Here is a 16,731-nt window from a genome sequence, read left to right on the forward strand (position 1 = left end):
AGGCAGGGAGACGGCTGTTCGGCCCGAACCGGCCAATCATTGCCCGCAAACGGCATTGCAGCGCAGGACGTCGCTCGGGCTGGCCCCGAAATGCTCGCGGAACACCGCGGCGAAGCGTGAGGCCGAATCGTAGCCGCAGCGCGCCGCGGCCTCGCCCACGCTGGTGCGGCCTCCCTGCAGAAGGTTCAATGCGGCGTTGAGGCGGACCGTGCGCAGGACCGTGCGCACGGCGGTCCCTTCCGCGGCCAGCATGCGGCGCAGCGTGCGCTCGCTGGTCCCGAGCCTGCGTGCCATCTCCAGCGCCGTCCAGGAGCGGCCGGGGTCCACGGCCACCAGGCGGGCGCAGCGCACGGCCCAGGTGGTTGCCGCGTGCCACACGAAGGGCAGGCTGGCGGTCCGTTCCGCGGCGAGCAGAAGGACCTCGTCCAGGCAGATGGACAGCAGGCGGTCGTGGGCGGGGCAGGTGGCGGCCATGTCCAGCAGGTGGCCGAGGGCGAGGCGCAGGGGCTCGTCCACGGCCACGCGCAGGGCCTCGAGGCAGAACGCGGCAGGGGCGGGCGCCGCTCTTCCGGCCGAGGCGAGCCTGGCGAGCGTGCTTTCGTCGAGGGACAGGCAGAGGGAGAGGAAGCGTCCGCTGTCCGGGGCCGGAATGTTCTCGATGGCGATCTCGAAGCCGCCCGGGAGGAGGAACATCCCCCCGCGCGGCACGGTGAGGCTCTGCCCGTCGTGCAGCAGGAGCTTGCTGCCGTCGAGGATGACCACGGCGATCGGGCAGGCCGCGCTGACGTTGTGCAGTTTGCTGCGGGCAAGGTTGCAGACGGCCCCGACGCAGGGAAGGGAGGATATCCCTTCCTCGGCGGGCCGGGCCAGGGCCTTGTCCAGCTTGCGGGCCAGATCGCGCACTGTCGTCATGCGCGGCATGCTAGGCCAAAATGCCTTGCAGGGCCAGTCGTTCAAGGGCGTCGGAGGGGCTGCCGCGCGCCGTGTCTTCAGGGGAGTGGAAAGACGAAAACGCCGCGTCCGGATGCCGGGCGCGGCGTTTTCGTGTGCGGCCGACGGGGATGGACAGGACCGTCCCCGGGCCGTGCGGGCGGAGCGGGGAGCTAGTCCGGCAGCATCCAGCCCTTGGTGCCCTTGATGAACTCGTGCTTGCCCTCGATGGTGCAGACCGAGCCGGGGGCGAAGTTGCCGCACTTGGCCTGCAGGGAGACGAGGTCCGGGAGCGCGGAGAAGGCGCCGAAGGTCTTGCCGGAGCCCATGCGGCTGGCGAACTCCTCGGGCGTGACCTTGAAGGCCACGGTGGACTTGTCCAGCACCACCCACTTGTCTCCGTCCTTGTAGGCGTTGGAGATGGTGTAGTCCTTCACCTCGAGCACGCCCTTGTGCTCCATCTGCCCCCAGAGCAGGGGCTCCAGGTCGCTCGCCGAGGGGCCACCGTCGCCGCAGGCCACGGACAGGGCCAGGATGATGGCCACGCCCAGGAGCAGGGCCTTGAAGCCCGGGGTGCGGTCGCTGCAACTGCGCAGCGGATGTTTCATGATCATGCCTCCTTGGTGTTCTCGCGCAACTCGCGCAGCGCCTCCAGGACCTCCTGCGCGTGCCCGGCGGCCTTGGCCACCTTGGGCCAGGCGCGCGCCACGCGGCCGTCCGGGCCGATGAGGAAGGTGGAGCGCACCACGCCGAGCGATACCTTGCCGTAGAGCGTCTTTTCGCGCCACGCGCCGTAGGACTCGATGGCCAGCTTACCCACGTCCGAGAGCAGGGGGATGGTCAGCTGCTGCTTCGCGATGAACTTGGCGTGGCTGCCGAGCGAATCGCGGCTCACGCCCACGACGCTTGCGCCGAGCTTCTCGAACTCCGGCACCAGGGCCGAGAACTCCACGGCCTCGGTGGTGCAGCCGGACGTGCTGTCCTTGGGATAGAAGTAGACCACCAGCCACTTGCCCGTGAAATCCTTCGGACCCAGCAGCCGCCCGTCGCTCGCGGGCAGGGAGAAGGCCGGGGCGAGATCGCCCTCGACCGGAATGTATGGATCGCTCATGCATGCCTCCAGATTCGCGTTTCCCCCTCGCTGCGACAGCAGTCCTTATAATCCCTCGCCGCGAAATGTGAAGCCCGCGAAGGGGCAAAAATCGTGCCGTGGGGCCTGCTTGCGGGAGGCTTCCGACCGCGGGCGGCTGAGCGCGGCAGGGCGCAGGGGGGACAGGGAAGCGCATTCGGCCCGATTTTATTTGCCCGCACGCGCGCGGGGGTGCTAGTGTCGTCGCCGAATCCGTCCCGTTCTCCGTCCCGGTCCGCGCACGGCTCTCCAGGTCCCGGAGGGCCGGACCGGGCAAAGCGCAAGGAGCTTTCATGGAACTGTCCGCCAAGACCAGGCTCGGCCCTCTTCTCGACAAGTATCCCTTCCTCCTCGACTTTCTCCTCGCCAAGTCGCCCGTCTATTCCAAGCTGAAGAACCCGCTCCTGCGCAAGACGCTGGCCAAGGTCGCGCCGCTGTCGCAGGCTGCGGCCATGGGCGGATTCGAGGAGACCGCGCTGCTTTTCGAGATCGCGGCCGAGATCTTCCGCAGGACCGGCGAGCCCGTGACCGTGGCCAACGCGGGTGGAGAGCCGCGGGCGGAGCCGCCCGAAGCGGCGGGAGCAGCGCGGGACGCGGCGGTCGAGTCCCTGGGCGAAGGGCAGTCGCGCGCGGAGCGGGTGCGCGTGCTCAAGGACATCGTCATGCGTCTGCACAGAGGCGAGCAGCTTGCGGACGTGCGCGCCGAGTTCCACGAGCTGCTGCACGACGTCTCCCCGGCCGAGATCGGGGCCATGGAGCAGGAGCTGGTGGCGGACGGCGTGCCGGAATCCGAGATCAAGCGGCTGTGCGAGCTGCACGTGGAACTCTTCACCGCCGGGACCGAGGCGCCCGAGCTGCCGCCCGTCCTGCCCGGCCACCCGCTGCACACCTACCGGGCCGAGAACCGCGAGGCAGAGGCCAAGGCGGCGAAGCTGCAGGAGGCTGCGGGCCAGGCGCGCGATCCCCTCACCTTCGAGGCGGCCAGGGCAGGGCTTCTGGAGGGCGTGCGCAGCCTCGCGCGCATCGTGCGCCACTACGAGCGCAAGGAGAACCAGCTCTTCCCGGTCATGGAGCAGCACGGGCTGACCGCTCCGCCGCAGGTCATGTGGGAAATCCACGACGACATCCGCGCCCGCTTCCGCAAGGCCCTGGCCCTGCTCGAGGAGGACGCCCCGGAAGCGGGGCCTTACGTGGCCGAACTCTGCGTGGCCGTGCGCGACATGGTCTTCAAGGAGGAGCGCGTGCTCTTCCCCATGGTCTGGGCGGCCTTCTCGGACGCGGACTGGGCGCGCGTGCGCCGGGGCGAGGAGGAGATCGGCTACGCCTGGATCACGCCGGGCGACGAATGGCACCCCGAGGCCCTGCCCGAGACGGCAGCCGGGAGGGGGGCGGCGCTGGGGGCAGCGATGGGGGCAGAGCTGGGGACTGACCAGGGGACAGGGGCACAGGCCGCTTCCGGGGCGGGAGGGCGAGTGATCGATCTGGATGCCGGGCAGCTGCGGCCCGAGGTCCTGAACGCCATCCTCAAGACCCTGCCCGTGGACCTCACCTTCGTGGACGCAAACGACCGCGTGGCCTACTTCTCCCAGACAGAGGAGCGCATCTTCCCGCGCAGTCCGGGCATCATCGGCCGCGAGGTCTCCAAGTGCCACCCGCCCAAGAGCGTGCACATGGTGGAGGCCATCCTGCGCGCCTTCCACGCGGGCGAGCGCGACACCGCCGAGTTCTGGATCCCCCTCGGCGGCCGCTTCATCCACATCCGCTACTTCGCCGTGCGCCGGGACGGCACCTACCTCGGCTGCCTCGAAGTCAGCCAGGACGTCACCGCCATCCGTGCGCTGACGGGGCAGAAGCGATTGTTGGAGTGGGAATAGCGTCCGCTGCCCTCCTCCGACGCAAAAGGCCGCGCCCTCTCGGACGCGGCCTTTTCATTCGCTGCAGCAGTATGAGGTCGGTTTATTCCAACCCTGCCGCCTTCAAATCCGGCTTGGCGTAGAGTTCCCCGCCCGCGGAGTCGTTGATGACCAGGAGGGGGAAGTCCTCCACGGTCAGTTCGCGGATGGCCTCGGGGCCGAGTTCGTCGAAGGCGATGACCTTGGCCTTCTTGATGCGCTGGGAGAGGAGGGCGCCCGCGCCGCCCGTGGCGCCGAAGTAGACGCCGATGTAATCCTTCAGCGCCTGCTTCACGGCGTCGTTGCGCTTGCCCTTGCCCACCGAGGCCTTGAGGCCCAGGGAGTGCAGGCGGGGCGCGTAGGCGTCCATGCGGTAGCTGGTGGTCGGACCGGCGGAGCCGATGGGGCGGCCCTCCGGGGCCGGGCTCGGGCCCACGTAGTAGACCACCGCGCCCTTCAGCTCGAAGGGCAGCTTCTCGCCCTTGTCCAGCAGGTCCACGAGGCGCTTGTGGGCCGCGTCGCGGGCCGTGTAGATGGTCCCGGTCAGCTTGACCACGTCGCCCGCGCGCAGCTTGGCCACGGCCTCGTCGGTCAGCGGTGTCGTAAGCGAGTACTCGGCCATCAGAGCTCCACCTCCTCGTGCCGCGAGGAATGGCACTGGATGTTCACGGCCAGGGGAAGGCTGGCGATGTGGCAGGGGTGCACGGCGATCTTCACGGCGAGGCTCGTGGTCTTTCCGCCGAGCCCCATGGGGCCGATGCCGAGCTTGTTGATGGTCTCCAAGAGCTCCTTCTCCAGGGCCGCGATCTTCGGGTCCGGGTGGACGTCGTCGAGCTTTCTGGCCAGGGCCTTCTTGGCCAGGATGGCGGAGAGCTCGAAGTCGCCGCCGATGCCGACGCCGACGATGGTCGGCGGGCAGGGGTTCGGCCCGGCCTCGGCCACGCGCTGCACCACGAACTTCTTGATGCCCTCCCAGCCCTGGGCCGGGGCGAGCATGGTCACGCGGGACATGTTCTCCGCGCCGCCGCCTTTGGCCATGAGCAGGATCTTCAGCTTGTCGCCGGGCACGATGTCGTAGTGGATGATGGCCGGGGTGTTGTCGCCGGTGTTGGCCCGGGTGAACGGGTCGCAGGCGGACTTGCGCAGGTAGCCTTCCTTGTAGCCCTTGCGCACGCCCTCGTTGATGGCCTCGCGGATGTTCATGCCCGTGACCCGCGCCTCCTCGCCGATCTCCACGAAGAGCACGGCCAGGCCCGTGTCCTGGCAGAGCGGCAGGTGGGTCTCGGCGGACAGCTCGTAGTTCTCGGTGAGCTGCCGGAATATCTCCTTGGCCGCCGGTCCGTCCTCGGAGGCCGCGCACTCGGCGAAGGCCTTTTTCACGTCCTCGGGCAGGTAGCGGTTGGAGTGCATGCACAGCTCGGCCACCGCGTCGATGACCTTCTGCGCCTGTATTTCGCGCATCGTCGTCTCCTTTGTCCCGTTACTTCCGGGAGAAGATGTTCTTGATGGCGGTGATGCCCATCTTGCGCCGCAGGAAACCGAGCTGGTTCTGCAGGGGCAGGTTCTTCGGGCAGACGTCCTCGCAGGCGAGAAGCCCCATGCAGCCGAAGATGCCGTTGTCGTTGCCGATGATCTCGAAGTACTCCTTGTCCGTGCGCTCGTCGCGCGGGTCGACCACGAAGCGGGCCACGCGGTTCAGGGCCGCGGCGCCCATGAAGTCGTCGCGCATGCGCGCCGTGCCGCAGGCGGCCACGCAGCAGCCGCACTCCACGCAGCGCTCGAGCTCGTAGATCTGCTCGGCCACGGCGTTGTCCATGCGCTCCTCCACGGCGGAGGGGTCGAAGACCTTCTTGGTATGCACCCAGGATTCGGTCTTCTGGTACATCTCGCGGAACCACACGCCCGTGTCCACGGAGATGTCGCCGATGAGCTTGTAGACCGGCAGGGGCAGCAGGGTGATGTCCTGCGGCAGGTCGGCCGTCTTGGTCTGGCAGGCCAGGCCGGGGCGGCCGTTGACCACCATGGCGCACGAGCCGCAGATGCCCGCGCGGCAGCAGAAGTCGAATATCAGGGAGGGGTCCTGCTCCTCGCGCAGACGGTTCAGCGCGATGAACAGGGTCATGTTCGCGGTCTCCTCCAGGATGAACTCCTGCATGTGGGGCGTGGAGTTCTCGTCCTGCGGATTGTAGCGGAAGATGTTGAACTTGAGCAGTCGAGCCATGGGAGCGCCTCCTTAGTCGGCCTTGCCGGGCAGTTTTTCAGCCGGGATGATCGTTCCGCCGCCGTAGCCGCGATCGCCGGGAGGGATGTCCCAGGCCGTGCTGGCGGGCTCGTACTTGAGCTCCGGCATGTCCTTGCCCTCGGGCCAGTAGGCCAGGGTGCGCGAGAGCCAGTCGCGGTCGTTGCGCTCGGGGAAGTCCTCGCGCGTGTGCGAGCCGCGGGACTCCGTGCGCGCCAGGGCGGCCGCCGCGATGCACAGCGCCAGCTTCACCTGGCCCCGGATCTTCAGCGCCGCGGCCAGCTCGTGGTTGGCGCCCTTGCCGTTCGACTTGAGGCTCACGCGGCCGGAGCGCTCGTAGACTTCCTGCAGCGTCCGCACGCAGGCCTCGAGGTCCTTGCCGTTGCGGAAGACGAAGCAGCCGTCCATGAGCGCGTCCTGCATGGCTTCGCGGACCTTGTAGACGTTCTCGCCGCCGTTCTTGCCCTCGATCAGGTCCCTGATGCGCTCCTCCTGCTGCTGCACGGCCTGGCGCACCAGGGCGGTGGGGAAGGAGACGTCCGTGCCCTGGAGGAACTCGGCGATCTTCTTGCCCACGATGCCGCCCGCGACCACGGTCTCGGCCAGGGAGTTGCCGCCCAGGCGGTTGAAGCCGTGCATGTCCCAGCAGGAGGCCTCGCCCGCGGAGAAGAGGCCGGCGAGCCCGTAGGCGGCGCCGTCCCTGTTCGTGCGGATGCCGGACATGGTGTAGTGCTGGGTGGGGCGCACCGGGATGAGCTGGGTGCGCGGGTCGATGCCCAGGAAGTGCTTGCAGATCTCGTCCACCTCGCGGAGCTTGGTGGAGATGTGCTTGTCGCCCAGGTGGCGGATGTCGAGCCAGAGGTGTTCGCCGTAGGGCGACTTCACGCCCTTGCCCTGGCGCATGTGGTGGGTCATCCAGCGGGAGACCACGTCGCGCGAGGCCAGTTCGGCCTTGTCGGGCTCGTAGATGTTCATGAAGCGCTCCTGGTTCACGTCCAGGAGCGTGCCGCCGTCGCCGCGGCAGCCCTCGGTGACCAGGATGTCCGTGGGCACGATGCCCGTGGGGTGGAACTGGATGGCCTCGGGGTTGCCCAGCGGCACCACGCCGGTGTCCATGGCGATGCTGTGGCCGCCGCCGTCGCAGATGACCGCGTTGGTGGTGGCCTTGTAGATGCGGCCGAAGCCGCCGGTGCAGATGGCCGTGGCCTTGGCGAGGTAGGCCGAGAGCTCGCCGGTGCGCAGGCAGCGCACGATGGCGCCCAGGCAGCGCTCGCCGTCGTGGATCAGCGCGATGGCCTCGGTGCGGTCGCGCACGTCGATGCCGAGCTCGGCGCAGCGGTTGTCCATGGTGCACATGACCGCGTGGCCCGTGCCGTCCGAGGTGTAGCAGGTGCGCCACTTGGCCGTGCCGCCGAAGGAGCGGGCCGTGATCAGGCCCTCCTTCTCGGGCTCTTCGTACTTCTCGAACTTTTCGCCGCCCTTGAAGTAGAAGGACTTGCCCGGCACCACGCGGTTCCAGGGCACGCCCCAGTGCGCCAGGCGGCGCATCTCGATGGGCGCGGTGTCCGCGAAGAGGCGGGCGACCTCCTGGTCGCAGCCCCAGTCGGAGCCTTTCACGGTGTCGAGGAAGTGCACGTCCGGGCTGTCGCCTTTGCCCATGGCGCAGTTGCCGAGCGCGGCCTGCATGCCGCCCTGGGCGGCCGAGGAGTGGGAGCGGCGGGCCGGGACGATGGAGAGCACAATGACGGAGAAGCCGGCCGCGGCCGACTCCACGGCGATGCGCTCGCCGGACAGGCCGGCGCCGATGACGAGAAGGTCGGAATAGAAGGTCTGCATTGATTCGCCCCCTTTACACGGCCAAGGTCAGGAAACGCAGCAGGGTGATCAGGCCGATGGACACGAAGATGATGAACAGCAGGTTCTCGGCCCGCTTGGCCCGGGGACGGGTATCGGTCTTGATGAAGCCCCACTTGACCCCGATGCGGTAGAAGCCGATGGAGACGTGCAGCTCGATGAGGGGCAGCAGGACGAGATAGAAGACGAACCAGAAGCCGCCCTGGATGCGCGCGGCGGACTTGGCCGCGGTGATGGGCAGGCTGGTGAGCACGACCCACATGTGGATCGAGCCCATGATCAGGATGATCATGGCCGTGACCACCTGGACCATCCACAGCCAGGTGTCGCGGTGGTGCAGCATCTTGGAGTGTTCCCAGATGGTCTTCTGCTGCTCGGCGCGGAAGGGGACCTTGCGCGCCGCGAGGACGAAGTGCAGGAGGAAGGCGAGGAAGATGAGCGGGCCGCCGACCTGGGCCATGTACGTGGCCTCGAAGAAGTGGGCGAGCGCGTTCATCGCGCCCTGTCCGAGTATCACCGAGGACACCAGGATCATGTGCGACCACATGAAGAGAATGAGCAGCGCGCCGGTCAGCATCTGGATCCAATCCAGATACGCGTCCCTACGCGATGGTCTGACGACGTGCATGGTTGCTTCCACTGACATGCCTGCCTCCAGCAAGGGTTGGGTTGTGAAAAAAGAACGACGCGACACCAGGAGCCCCGTCCCGCCGGCAGGGGGCGATTGTGTGGTTGACCAACCAATATTCCTGGCGTTAAGCGGACGGATCATCATTCTTTCGGGGTTTTTTGTCAAACAGGACCATGCCGCGAGGCTGTGGAAAACGGTGCCGGAGTAAGGCATGCGCATCATCGATCTCGGGCTCGTCGCCTATTCCGATGCCGAAGCGATCCAGCGCGAGCGGCTCGACCGCGTGGCCGCCGGGGAGGAGGACACCCTCTACCTGCTGGAACACCCCCCGGTCATCACGCTCGGCCGCCACGGCGGCGGTGAGCACCTGCTGGCCGCGCCCGCCTATCTGGCCGAGCGGGGCATAACGCTCGCGCACTCCGCGCGCGGCGGCAAGATCACCTGCCATTTCCCCGGCCAGCTCGTGGCCTATCCCGTCTTCCACGTGGCCAGGCGTCCCGGCGGCCTCAGGCGGTTCTTCGCGGACCTCGAAGGGGCGGTGGTGGAGACGGCGGCGGCGTTCGGCGTCGCGGCCGAGAGCAGGGCGGGCTTTCCCGGCGTGTGGACCGAGCGCGGCAAGCTCTGCTCCATAGGCGTGGCCGTGCGCCGCTGGACCACCTGGCACGGCCTGGCGCTGAACGTGGGCCGCGACCTCTCCCTGTTTGACCTGATCACGCTTTGCGGGATAGAAGGCGCCCGACCCACCTCGCTGCAGATCGAGCGCGGGGAAGAATCCCCGAGTGTGGCCGAGGTCAAGGACGTACTCGCCGATGCCATCCGAAAACGTTTTGCGCATTCCCCCCTGGCTTAGGGTCAAGCTGCCCTCGTCCGGCCGCTGCGGCGGCACGGCGAAGCTGCTCGCGGACCTGCGCCTGAACACGGTCTGCCAGTCCGCGCGCTGTCCCAACAAGTTCGAGTGCTTCTCCGCCTCGGTGGCCACCTTCCTGATCATGGGCCGGGTCTGCACGCGCGGCTGCGCCTTCTGCAACATCGCTCCCGGTCGGCCCGAGCCGCTCGAGCCAGACGAGCCCGAGCGCATCGCCGAGGCCGTGCGGCGCCTGGGGCTCAAGCACGTCGTGGTCACCTCCGTCACGCGCGACGACCTGCCGGACGGCGGGGCAGGCCATTTCGCGGCCGTGCTGCGCGCCCTTCACGCCGCCCACCCCGGATTGACGACCGAGGTCCTGACGCCCGACTTCGGGGGGGACGAGGAGGCGCTCGCCGCGGTGCTGGCCGAGCGGCCCGACGTCTTCAACCACAATCTGGAGACCGTGCCGCGCCTCTACGCCGCCGTGCGGCCCAGGGCCGGATACCGCCAGAGCCTGGACGTCCTTTCCGCGGCCAAGCGGCTCTTCCCGGGCGTGCGCGTGAAGTCCGGCATCATGGTCGGACTGGGCGAGACGGACGAGGAGGTGCGCGGGGTCATCCGCGACCTGCACGCCGCCTCCTGCGACATCGTCACCGTGGGCCAGTACATGCGACCGAGCCTGGCCCACCCGGCCGTGCAGCGCTACGTCCATCCGGACGTCTTCGAGGAATACGCCGCCTACGGCCGTTCTCTCGGCGTGCCGCACATGTTCTGCGCGCCGCTCGTGCGCTCCAGCTACAACGCCGCGCTCTTCGCCGGAAAATCCGGCGGGAATTGCGCACCGGCCTGATCCCTCCCTCCGTTCCCTGGCCTTTCCTTCTCCGCCTTCCCGCCGCAGGGCCTCTGTGCCGCGCGCCCCAGTCATCTTCCTTCCGTTCCTCCGGCGAGAGGCGGAAAATTTTCCGCCCGCGCTCGACAGATTCGTTTTTTTGGCGTTATGGTGACGGGAAGATCCGAAATCTGACCGACGGTCGACGTTCTGCCGCCGACCGCACGACAAGGAGGATTCCCCATGGCGACGACCATTCCCAAGAGCATGAGCAGGGAGTTCAGAAGCATCATCACCCATGCCCAGGCCCTCGTGGACGCCACGACGGACGAGGTGGACGATCGCGTCAAGTCGGCCAGGGACGAACTGGCCAAACGGCTCGACGACGCCAAGGAAGAGTACGGGGTGCTCAAGGAGCACCTGCGCGAGGACGTCAGGGCCGCCGACGAACTCATCCACGCGAAGCCGTACTACGCAATCGGCGGGACCTTCGTCGCCGGTCTGCTCCTGGGCTGGCTCATGTCCAGGAAATGAGATGGGCAGACTGTCCCGGGCCTTTGACGGAGTGACGGACACGGCGGGCCGGTTCGGGGAGATGAGCCTCGATATCCTCCAGGACCGGCTCGCCCTCCTGTCCCTGGAGTTGCGCGAGGCCAAGATACGCTTCTTCCAGGCGCTGTTTCTGGCGAGCCTGGGCGTGGTCGCCTGCGTGCTCGGCCTTCTGCTGCTGATTCTCGCCGGGGTCTTTTTCCTGCCCCCGGAGTGGCGCCTCTTCGGGCTCCTTGCCATGGGGATAGCGGCGGTGCTCGCGGGCGTCCTCGCATTCGTCTCGCTCGGCCGCCGCCTGGACCGCAACCCCCTGGCATTTGCCCAGACCTTGGAAGAGCTGAAGAAGGACGCGGCATGTTTCTCGACCGAAAATTGAGGCGCATCCAGGAGGAGAAGGGCCGCCTGGCCTTGTGCTGCGAGTTGCGGCGGCGCCTGTGCGTTCTGAATGTCCGCGAGTTCCTGGGCGGCCTCAGGAACGGCTGCCGCCTGCTGGACAGAGGGGTCGCCCTGGCCGAGTTCGCCTTCGGCCTGCTGCGCGAATTCAGGACGGAGCGCCGTCGAAACTAGACGGTGCCGGACGTGGCGCGCCCACGGGATATGTCGTATGTCTCGCGCATGAGCGATGCGAACGGGAGTCCGCTTCAGGCCCGCGCCACGGATTCGGCCTGCGACGCAGCGAACGGAGAGGTCTGCGCCATCTGCGGCCGCCAGGCTCCGCTCACGCGCCACCATCTCGTGCCGCGCGCCCTGCACAAGAGGCTCAAACGGCGGGCGGCCTTTGCCGGGCGCGACCTGAGCGCTACCATAGGGCTCTGCCGCGCCTGCCATTCCACGCTGCACCAGACCTTCAGCGAGAAGGAGCTGGCCGTCTCCTACGACAGTCTCGAGAGCATCCTGGCCGACGGGTGTATCGCACGCTGGCGCGAATGGCTGGCCGCGAAGCCGGACGGTTTCGCGCCCAGGCTCAGAAGCTGGACCAAGGCCCCGCACCGGGCCCGCTGATGTCGCGCCGGAGCCTCTCGGCCTGTCCGGGATGAACCTGAGCCAGATCGGATCAAAGGGCAGAGCTGCGGAGGGTAAAGTTTCGGCTGATCTTTACCGATAGTATGCATAGAGGATTTCATGTTGCGATTTCTTCCTCGGAAGGACCAGAGATGAACGCAGCCAGCCTGAACTCCAGTCCCAACTCCAGCCTGATCGGCAGCGTCGGTATGGTGGTCCGCTCCGCAATACCCCGCTCGGATGCTCTTGATGCCGTGAAGCGGATGGGGGCTGCGCGGGGCGCCGGAGACGAGCTTTCCTTCGGCCGCTCCGCCTCGGACTCGAGATCCTCGGCATCCGGGCTGATGAGCGGGCTGATCATTCCCGCCGCCGGGGCGGGGCAATCGAGATATGTGGCCGCCACCCTGCAGTCGTTCTCCATCACGCGGCAATTGAAGACGTCCATGGTCAGCCGGTATTACAGCATGCTCGACAAGTCAGGCGGCCTGGATCAGGACGGGGCGTCCGACCCCGCGGCGAAATCTCGTGAGGATCAGGGTGACAACGGACAGGCCGCACAGGGAGCCGACGCAAATTCGCAGACTGCGGAGGCTGGGGCCCCTGTGGAAAGCGCCGCCGCGGCCTCGGAGGCGCAGCCCGGACAGGCGGACGATGCAGGCAGCCGACAGGCCGCGGACGCGATCGGCTCCGTTTCGATCAACCTGATGATCTAGTCTTTCGCACACTGCCGCGATTTGCTGGGCAGGAACCGGGGTGCAAAAAAAACGTCCTTGCCGCATGGTGTGCCATGCCCGAACACGCCGTCCACTCCACGATCCAGCCGCTGACCTGCTCGCTCGCTTTCTCCGGATTTTTTCGGCCAGGAGACATCTTGGCCTTCCATCGCCGTGATCCGCAGGCCGTGGCTGAGCGGGTCGAAGAGCACTCGCTGCGCAAGGGCCTGCTTTGGAGCGGCGTCCCCGGGCTGCTCTTCATCGACCTGCTGCCCGGCCGCGCCGAGGCGCGGCTCGACCTCGACGGTCCGGCGGCGGAGAAGGAGCGTCCCTCTTTCGAGGCCATGGTCCGGCGCATGCTCGGCCTGGGCCAGCCCGTGGAGGAGTTCGAGCGGCGTTTCGCCGACCATCCCCAACTCGGCGTCCTGATCGCGCGGCAACGAGGGCTCCGCGTGCCCGCCGCGGCCACGCCCTTCGAGGCCCTGGCCTGGGCCGTGACCGGGCAGCAGATCAGCGTTCACGCGGCCATCTCCATGCGCAGGAAGCTCATCCAAGCCGCAGACATCCGCCACTCCTCAGGCCTCTTCTGCCACCCGGACGCCGCATGCGTCGCAGGGCTCGGCAGCGAAACCCTGCGCAAGGCCGGCTACTCCGTGGCCAAGGCGCGGACGCTGCTCGAACTCGCCCGCATGACGGCGGGCGGCGAACTGCCCCTGGACGCATGGGAGGATTCCTGGCTGCATGGACGGCTCGACGCCCAGACCGCGGAGGGTATCCGCGAGCGTCTCCTGGACGTGCGCGGCATAGGTCCGTGGACCGTGAACTACGTCCTGCTGCGCGGTTTCGGCTGGCTCGACGGGGATCTCTCCGGCGACGTGGCCGTGCGGCGCGGGCTCGGCAGGCTGCTCGGTTCCGAGGAGAAGGTCGATGCGGCGTACACCAGGGAGTGGCTCGCGCAGTTCTCCCCCTGGCGGGCCCTTGTGGCCGCCCATCTATGGGCTTCGTTGTCGGCAGCGTCGTACTGATTCTTCGGCTGGATACGGCCCCGGGCCGTGGGCGAAGAGGGATCAGGAATCGGAGGACGGCCCCTTGGCGGAAGTGTCGGAATCGTTTTCGCCTCCGCTCTTCTTGGCCGCTTCTTCCCAGGATATCTTCTCCTCGGTCGGCCTCGATCCAGGGTCCTGCAGCGGCGAGTGCACGTTGTGCTCGGACTCGCAGGCCATGGAGCGCAGGCGTTCGTCGCTGGACAGCACGTGGGCGTACTCCTGGCCGTAGATGCGGATCATGGCCGTCGCGAAGCTCAGGATCAGCGGGCCGTAGAGGATGCCGCGCGGACCGTAGGCGTTCACGCCGCCGATGACGGCCAGGAAGATGAAGAGCACGGGCATCTGGCTCGAACCCCTCATGAAGTAGGGGCGCAGGAAGGTGTCGATGTGCGTGACCAGGATCAGGTACCAGGCGGAGAGGAAGACGCAGGCTTCCCAGCGGCCGATGAGCAGCAGCCAGATGGCCATGGGCACCCAGATGAGACCGGTTCCGACCACCGGGATGAGCGAGGAGAACGCCACCATGGTGCCCCAGAAGAGGCCGGGCACGCCCACCAGGGCCAGGCCCACGCCCCCCACCAATCCCTGCAGCAGGGCCACGAGCAGGCCGCCCACGAGCACCGCCTTTCCGACCTTGCGCAGGCGCAGAAACACGGCTTCCACCTGCTCGTTGCGCATGGGCACCAGGGAGACGAGCTTGTCGAGCCAGGCCCGCCCGTCCTTCAGCAGGTAGAAGAGGAAGAAGATCATCAGGGCGAAGTGGATCAGGAAGACCACCGCGTTGCCCAGGAACATCGTGCTCAGCGAGAGGAGCCGCTGCCCGAAGGCCTGGGTGATGCCGAGCAGACGGGCGGGGATGTCGTACTGGGAGAGGTCCACGAAGGGGACGGCGGCCTGGAGGCGGGCCAGCCAGGCCGAGGCGGCCTCGTTCTGGATGAGCGTCTTCAGGTCGTGCGTCTTGAGCCAGGTGGTGATCTCGGTCACGGCCTCCCTGCCCTGGCCGATCATGCCGCCGAAGAAGACCACGGCCGGGACGAGGATGCAGACCGCGATGAGCAGGGCCACGAGCAGGGCGGCGATGGTCTCGCGGCCGCCCAGGCGGGGCAGGACCCTGTTGTACAGCGGCTTGAAGATTGCCGCGAGCACGATGGCGAAGATGATGGTGTCCAGGAAGGGCGAGAAGATGCCGTAGATGAGCCACAGGCCGACCAGCAGCAGGATGAGCGGGAACCAAGCGTAGAAGGCCTCGGCCTTCTTGCTTTTGACCAGCAGCTCTCGCAGCCGTTTCATGTCCGATTCCTTTCGCATGGGGTCTCGTATTCCTTTCCTATCCCGTTCGAATCCGCGGAGCAAGGCGCGATCAATCCGGGCGGAGGTCCTTCAGGTGCACCTCGATGGTCGGTACGCCGCTCCAGGTGTCGATGCGCGGCACGAAGGCCACGCGCACTTCCTTGCCCGAGATGCTGCGCGGCAGGATCGGCGCCATGCGCCAGGCCTTGGCCCGCATGGCAAGACCGGACGTGGGCTCGCGCAGGAGCAGCTTCACGTGGGAGCGGTCGCGGCCGAAAAGATCGTAGCCCTCGACGACCACGCGCTCGGAGGCGAAGACCGGTTCTGGATTCCCCGGACCGAGCGGTTCGAGCATCGCCAGCTCGCGCAGGAGGGTGTGCGTGATCTCGGAGAAGGGGAGCATGGCGTCCAGCGTGAGGCCGGGCTGCAGCGGGGCGGTACCTATCTGGCCGACGACGGCGGCGTCGAAGGCGTCGCGCAGGGCGTCCAGGCGTTCCATGGGCAGGTGCAGCCCGGCGGCCTGGCGGTGTCCGCCGAAATGCGAGAGCAGCTCCGCGCAGTCGGAGAGCCCGCGGTGCAGGTCGAATTCCTGGATGCTCCGGCCCGAGCCCTTGAAGGCGTCATCCTCGCGCGTCAGGACCAGGGTGGGCTTGTAGAAGCGGTCCGCCAGGCGGGAGGCGACGATGCCGATGACCCCGGGGTGCCAGTCCTCGCCCGCGACAACCAGGGCGGGCCTGTGCGCCAAGCCTCCGGCCTGGGCGTAGGCGGCCTCGAAGATGTCCTCCTCCTCGCTCCTCCGCTCGCGGTTCATGACGTCCAGCTTCTGGGCCAATGGCCGGGCCTCGGCCTTGTCGCGGGCCAGGAGCAGGGCCAGGGCGTCCCCGGCCTGTCCCAGGCGTCCGGCGGCGTTGATGCGCGGCGCGAGCCCGAAGACCACCTGGCCCGCGTCGAGCGTTGCCGTGGGGTTGAAGCCCGCGGCCTCCTTGAGGGCGAAGATGCCGGGACGCTTGGCGTCCTTGAGCACGAGCAGGCCGTTTTTCACCAGGATGCGGTTCTGCGGCGAGAGCTCGACGATGTCGGCCAGGGTGCCGAGCGCCACCAGGTCGAGCAGCTCCCGCATGTCCGCGGGCTCGCCCGGCAGGAGGCGGTTCAGCGCCGCCATGAGCAGGAAGGCCACGCCCACGCCCGCGAGATGGGCGCAGGGGCAGTCGCAGAGCCTCGGATCGCAGACCGCGTCCGCCTCGGGCAGCGTCTCGGGCGGCAGGTGGTGGTCGCTGACCACCACCGTCATGCCGAGTTCGCGCGCCCTGGCCACCTCGGCTTCGGCCGAGATGCCGCAGTCCACGGTCAGGAGCAGCCCCACGCCCTCGGCCGCCAGGCGCTCGATGTTCTCCGTGTTCAGGCCGTAGCCCTCGGTCCTGCGATCCGGGATGTGGTGGCGGGCGGCTATGCCTCGTGCGCGCAGAAATTCGAGCACCAGCGCGGTGCTGGTCACGCCGTCCACGTCGTAGTCGCCCCAGACGCAGAGCGTCCTGCCCTCGCCGAGGCCCTGCGCCAGCACCTTCGCCGCCTCGGTCATGCCGGGGTAGGATTCCGGGGGGGACAGATGGCGCAGGCCGGGGTTGAGGAAGACGTCCATGGCGTCGGCCGTGGGCAGGCCCCTCGAGCGCAGCAGGCGCACCAGGAAGGGCGAGACGCCGAGCTGGGCGGCGACGGAAAGGTCCTCGGCAGGGGCGGGCGGGGGCGCATCCCTGAATTTCCAGCGCTTGGAGGGCAACAT

At 68.0% G+C, this 16,731-nt stretch carries 19 protein-coding genes; 9 read left to right on the forward strand and 10 right to left on the reverse strand.

Going from position 1 to position 16,731, the window contains the following annotated elements:
- Positions 1 to 36 precede the first annotated feature (36 nt).
- The 3 genes from DSX2_RS17620 to DSX2_RS11005 form a co-directional block, all read right to left on the reverse strand.
- Complete coding sequence (locus DSX2_RS17620) at positions 37 to 912, reverse strand: helix-turn-helix transcriptional regulator (protein ID WP_172640024.1); 876 nt, start codon at positions 910 to 912, stop codon at positions 37 to 39.
- 191 nt (positions 913 to 1,103) lie between these two features.
- Positions 1,104 to 1,538, reverse strand: a complete 435-nt coding sequence (locus DSX2_RS11000) for a hypothetical protein (RefSeq protein ID WP_020881112.1) — start codon at positions 1,536 to 1,538, stop codon at positions 1,104 to 1,106.
- Between the two features lie 2 nt (positions 1,539 to 1,540).
- On the reverse strand, positions 1,541 to 2,041 hold the full coding sequence (locus tag DSX2_RS11005; protein ID WP_020881113.1) for a peroxiredoxin: 501 nt from the start codon (positions 2,039 to 2,041) through the stop codon (positions 1,541 to 1,543).
- 311 nt (positions 2,042 to 2,352) lie between these two features.
- On the opposite strand from DSX2_RS11005, the gene DSX2_RS11010 reads away from it, so the two are divergent.
- Complete coding sequence (locus tag DSX2_RS11010) at positions 2,353 to 3,933, forward strand: DUF438 domain-containing protein (protein WP_020881114.1); 1,581 nt, start codon at positions 2,353 to 2,355, stop codon at positions 3,931 to 3,933.
- 82 nt (positions 3,934 to 4,015) lie between these two features.
- Here DSX2_RS11010 and DSX2_RS11015 read toward each other — a convergent pair whose 3' ends face one another.
- From DSX2_RS11015 to DSX2_RS11035, 5 genes are read right to left on the reverse strand one after another with little or no spacing between them, the layout of a single operon-like run.
- A complete protein-coding gene (locus DSX2_RS11015; RefSeq protein WP_020881115.1) occupies positions 4,016 to 4,573 on the reverse strand; it encodes a Fe-S-containing hydro-lyase in 558 nt (185 codons plus the stop codon).
- Positions 4,573 to 5,412, reverse strand: a complete 840-nt coding sequence (locus DSX2_RS11020; RefSeq protein ID WP_020881116.1) for a fumarate hydratase — start codon at positions 5,410 to 5,412, stop codon at positions 4,573 to 4,575. The genes DSX2_RS11015 and DSX2_RS11020 overlap by 1 nt, the downstream gene beginning before the upstream one ends.
- Positions 5,413 to 5,431: 19 nt before the next feature.
- Positions 5,432 to 6,172 (reverse strand): fumarate reductase iron-sulfur subunit, encoded by a 741-nt coding sequence (locus tag DSX2_RS11025; protein ID WP_020881117.1) that lies wholly within the window; start codon positions 6,170 to 6,172, stop codon positions 5,432 to 5,434.
- A 12-nt stretch (positions 6,173 to 6,184) separates the two neighbouring features.
- Positions 6,185 to 8,026, reverse strand: coding sequence for a fumarate reductase flavoprotein subunit (locus DSX2_RS11030; protein ID WP_020881118.1), 1,842 nt, complete (start codon positions 8,024 to 8,026; stop codon positions 6,185 to 6,187).
- Between the two features lie 13 nt (positions 8,027 to 8,039).
- Entirely contained in the window at positions 8,040 to 8,690 is a 651-nt protein-coding gene (locus DSX2_RS11035; RefSeq protein WP_020881119.1) for a hypothetical protein, read from the reverse strand.
- Positions 8,691 to 8,886: 196 nt separating this feature from the next.
- Between DSX2_RS11035 and lipB the strand changes: the two genes are divergently transcribed.
- The 8 genes from lipB (at position 8,887) to DSX2_RS11080 (ending at position 13,640) form a co-directional block, all read left to right on the forward strand.
- Complete coding sequence (gene lipB / locus DSX2_RS11040) at positions 8,887 to 9,525, forward strand: lipoyl(octanoyl) transferase LipB (RefSeq protein ID WP_020881120.1); 639 nt, start codon at positions 8,887 to 8,889, stop codon at positions 9,523 to 9,525.
- Positions 9,485 to 10,372, forward strand: coding sequence for a lipoyl synthase (gene lipA / locus DSX2_RS11045; protein ID WP_020881121.1), 888 nt, complete (start codon positions 9,485 to 9,487; stop codon positions 10,370 to 10,372). Before lipB ends, lipA begins: the two co-directional genes overlap by 41 nt.
- Before the next feature lie 222 nt (positions 10,373 to 10,594).
- Positions 10,595 to 10,885 (forward strand): YqjD family protein, encoded by a 291-nt coding sequence (locus DSX2_RS11050; RefSeq protein ID WP_020881122.1) that lies wholly within the window; start codon positions 10,595 to 10,597, stop codon positions 10,883 to 10,885.
- 1 nt (position 10,886) lies between these two features.
- Positions 10,887 to 11,276: a phage holin family protein gene (locus tag DSX2_RS11055; RefSeq protein WP_020881123.1), complete on the forward strand. Its 390-nt coding sequence runs from the start codon at positions 10,887 to 10,889 to the stop codon at positions 11,274 to 11,276.
- Positions 11,255 to 11,467 carry a hypothetical protein gene (locus tag DSX2_RS11060; RefSeq protein WP_020881124.1) on the forward strand — a complete coding sequence of 71 codons (213 nt, stop codon included), beginning with the start codon at positions 11,255 to 11,257 and terminating at the stop codon, positions 11,465 to 11,467. Before DSX2_RS11055 ends, DSX2_RS11060 begins: the two co-directional genes overlap by 22 nt.
- A 48-nt stretch (positions 11,468 to 11,515) precedes the next feature.
- Positions 11,516 to 11,902: a hypothetical protein gene (locus tag DSX2_RS11065; protein WP_236615110.1), complete on the forward strand. Its 387-nt coding sequence runs from the start codon at positions 11,516 to 11,518 to the stop codon at positions 11,900 to 11,902.
- 152 nt (positions 11,903 to 12,054) lie between these two features.
- Positions 12,055 to 12,615, forward strand: coding sequence for a hypothetical protein (locus tag DSX2_RS17625; RefSeq protein ID WP_020881126.1), 561 nt, complete (start codon positions 12,055 to 12,057; stop codon positions 12,613 to 12,615).
- 74 nt (positions 12,616 to 12,689) lie between these two features.
- Entirely contained in the window at positions 12,690 to 13,640 is a 951-nt protein-coding gene (locus DSX2_RS11080; protein WP_052014757.1) for a DNA-3-methyladenine glycosylase, read from the forward strand.
- Positions 13,641 to 13,682: 42 nt separating this feature from the next.
- Here DSX2_RS11080 and DSX2_RS11085 read toward each other — a convergent pair whose 3' ends face one another.
- On the reverse strand, positions 13,683 to 14,951 hold the full coding sequence (locus DSX2_RS11085; protein ID WP_152512925.1) for an AI-2E family transporter: 1,269 nt from the start codon (positions 14,949 to 14,951) through the stop codon (positions 13,683 to 13,685).
- 70 nt (positions 14,952 to 15,021) lie between these two features.
- Positions 15,022 to 16,731, reverse strand: coding sequence for a single-stranded-DNA-specific exonuclease RecJ (gene recJ, locus DSX2_RS11090; RefSeq protein ID WP_020881129.1), 1,710 nt, complete (start codon positions 16,729 to 16,731; stop codon positions 15,022 to 15,024).

Source organism: Desulfovibrio sp. X2, from assembly GCF_000422205.1.
Lineage (GTDB): Bacteria > Desulfobacterota > Desulfovibrionia > Desulfovibrionales > Desulfovibrionaceae > Alkalidesulfovibrio.

Coding starts and splice junctions, on each gene's coding strand:
- DSX2_RS17620 (WP_172640024.1), bottom strand. CDS start 912: ATGACGACAGTGCGCGATCTGGCCCGCAAGCTGGACAAGGCCCTGGCC.
- DSX2_RS11000 (WP_020881112.1), bottom strand. CDS start 1,538: ATGAAACATCCGCTGCGCAGTTGCAGCGACCGCACCCCGGGCTTCAAG.
- DSX2_RS11005 (WP_020881113.1), bottom strand. CDS start 2,041: ATGAGCGATCCATACATTCCGGTCGAGGGCGATCTCGCCCCGGCCTTC.
- DSX2_RS11010 (WP_020881114.1), top strand. CDS start 2,353: ATGGAACTGTCCGCCAAGACCAGGCTCGGCCCTCTTCTCGACAAGTAT.
- DSX2_RS11015 (WP_020881115.1), bottom strand. CDS start 4,573: ATGGCCGAGTACTCGCTTACGACACCGCTGACCGACGAGGCCGTGGCC.
- DSX2_RS11020 (WP_020881116.1), bottom strand. CDS start 5,412: ATGCGCGAAATACAGGCGCAGAAGGTCATCGACGCGGTGGCCGAGCTG.
- DSX2_RS11025 (WP_020881117.1), bottom strand. CDS start 6,172: ATGGCTCGACTGCTCAAGTTCAACATCTTCCGCTACAATCCGCAGGAC.
- DSX2_RS11030 (WP_020881118.1), bottom strand. CDS start 8,026: ATGCAGACCTTCTATTCCGACCTTCTCGTCATCGGCGCCGGCCTGTCC.
- DSX2_RS11035 (WP_020881119.1), bottom strand. CDS start 8,690: ATGTCAGTGGAAGCAACCATGCACGTCGTCAGACCATCGCGTAGGGAC.
- lipB (WP_020881120.1), top strand. CDS start 8,887: ATGCGCATCATCGATCTCGGGCTCGTCGCCTATTCCGATGCCGAAGCG.
- lipA (WP_020881121.1), top strand. CDS start 9,485: ATGCCATCCGAAAACGTTTTGCGCATTCCCCCCTGGCTTAGGGTCAAG.
- DSX2_RS11050 (WP_020881122.1), top strand. CDS start 10,595: ATGGCGACGACCATTCCCAAGAGCATGAGCAGGGAGTTCAGAAGCATC.
- DSX2_RS11055 (WP_020881123.1), top strand. CDS start 10,887: ATGGGCAGACTGTCCCGGGCCTTTGACGGAGTGACGGACACGGCGGGC.
- DSX2_RS11060 (WP_020881124.1), top strand. CDS start 11,255: ATGTTTCTCGACCGAAAATTGAGGCGCATCCAGGAGGAGAAGGGCCGC.
- DSX2_RS11065 (WP_236615110.1), top strand. CDS start 11,516: ATGAGCGATGCGAACGGGAGTCCGCTTCAGGCCCGCGCCACGGATTCG.
- DSX2_RS17625 (WP_020881126.1), top strand. CDS start 12,055: ATGAACGCAGCCAGCCTGAACTCCAGTCCCAACTCCAGCCTGATCGGC.
- DSX2_RS11080 (WP_052014757.1), top strand. CDS start 12,690: ATGCCCGAACACGCCGTCCACTCCACGATCCAGCCGCTGACCTGCTCG.
- DSX2_RS11085 (WP_152512925.1), bottom strand. CDS start 14,951: ATGAAACGGCTGCGAGAGCTGCTGGTCAAAAGCAAGAAGGCCGAGGCC.
- recJ (WP_020881129.1), bottom strand. CDS start 16,731: ATGTTGCCCTCCAAGCGCTGGAAATTCAGGGATGCGCCCCCGCCCGCC.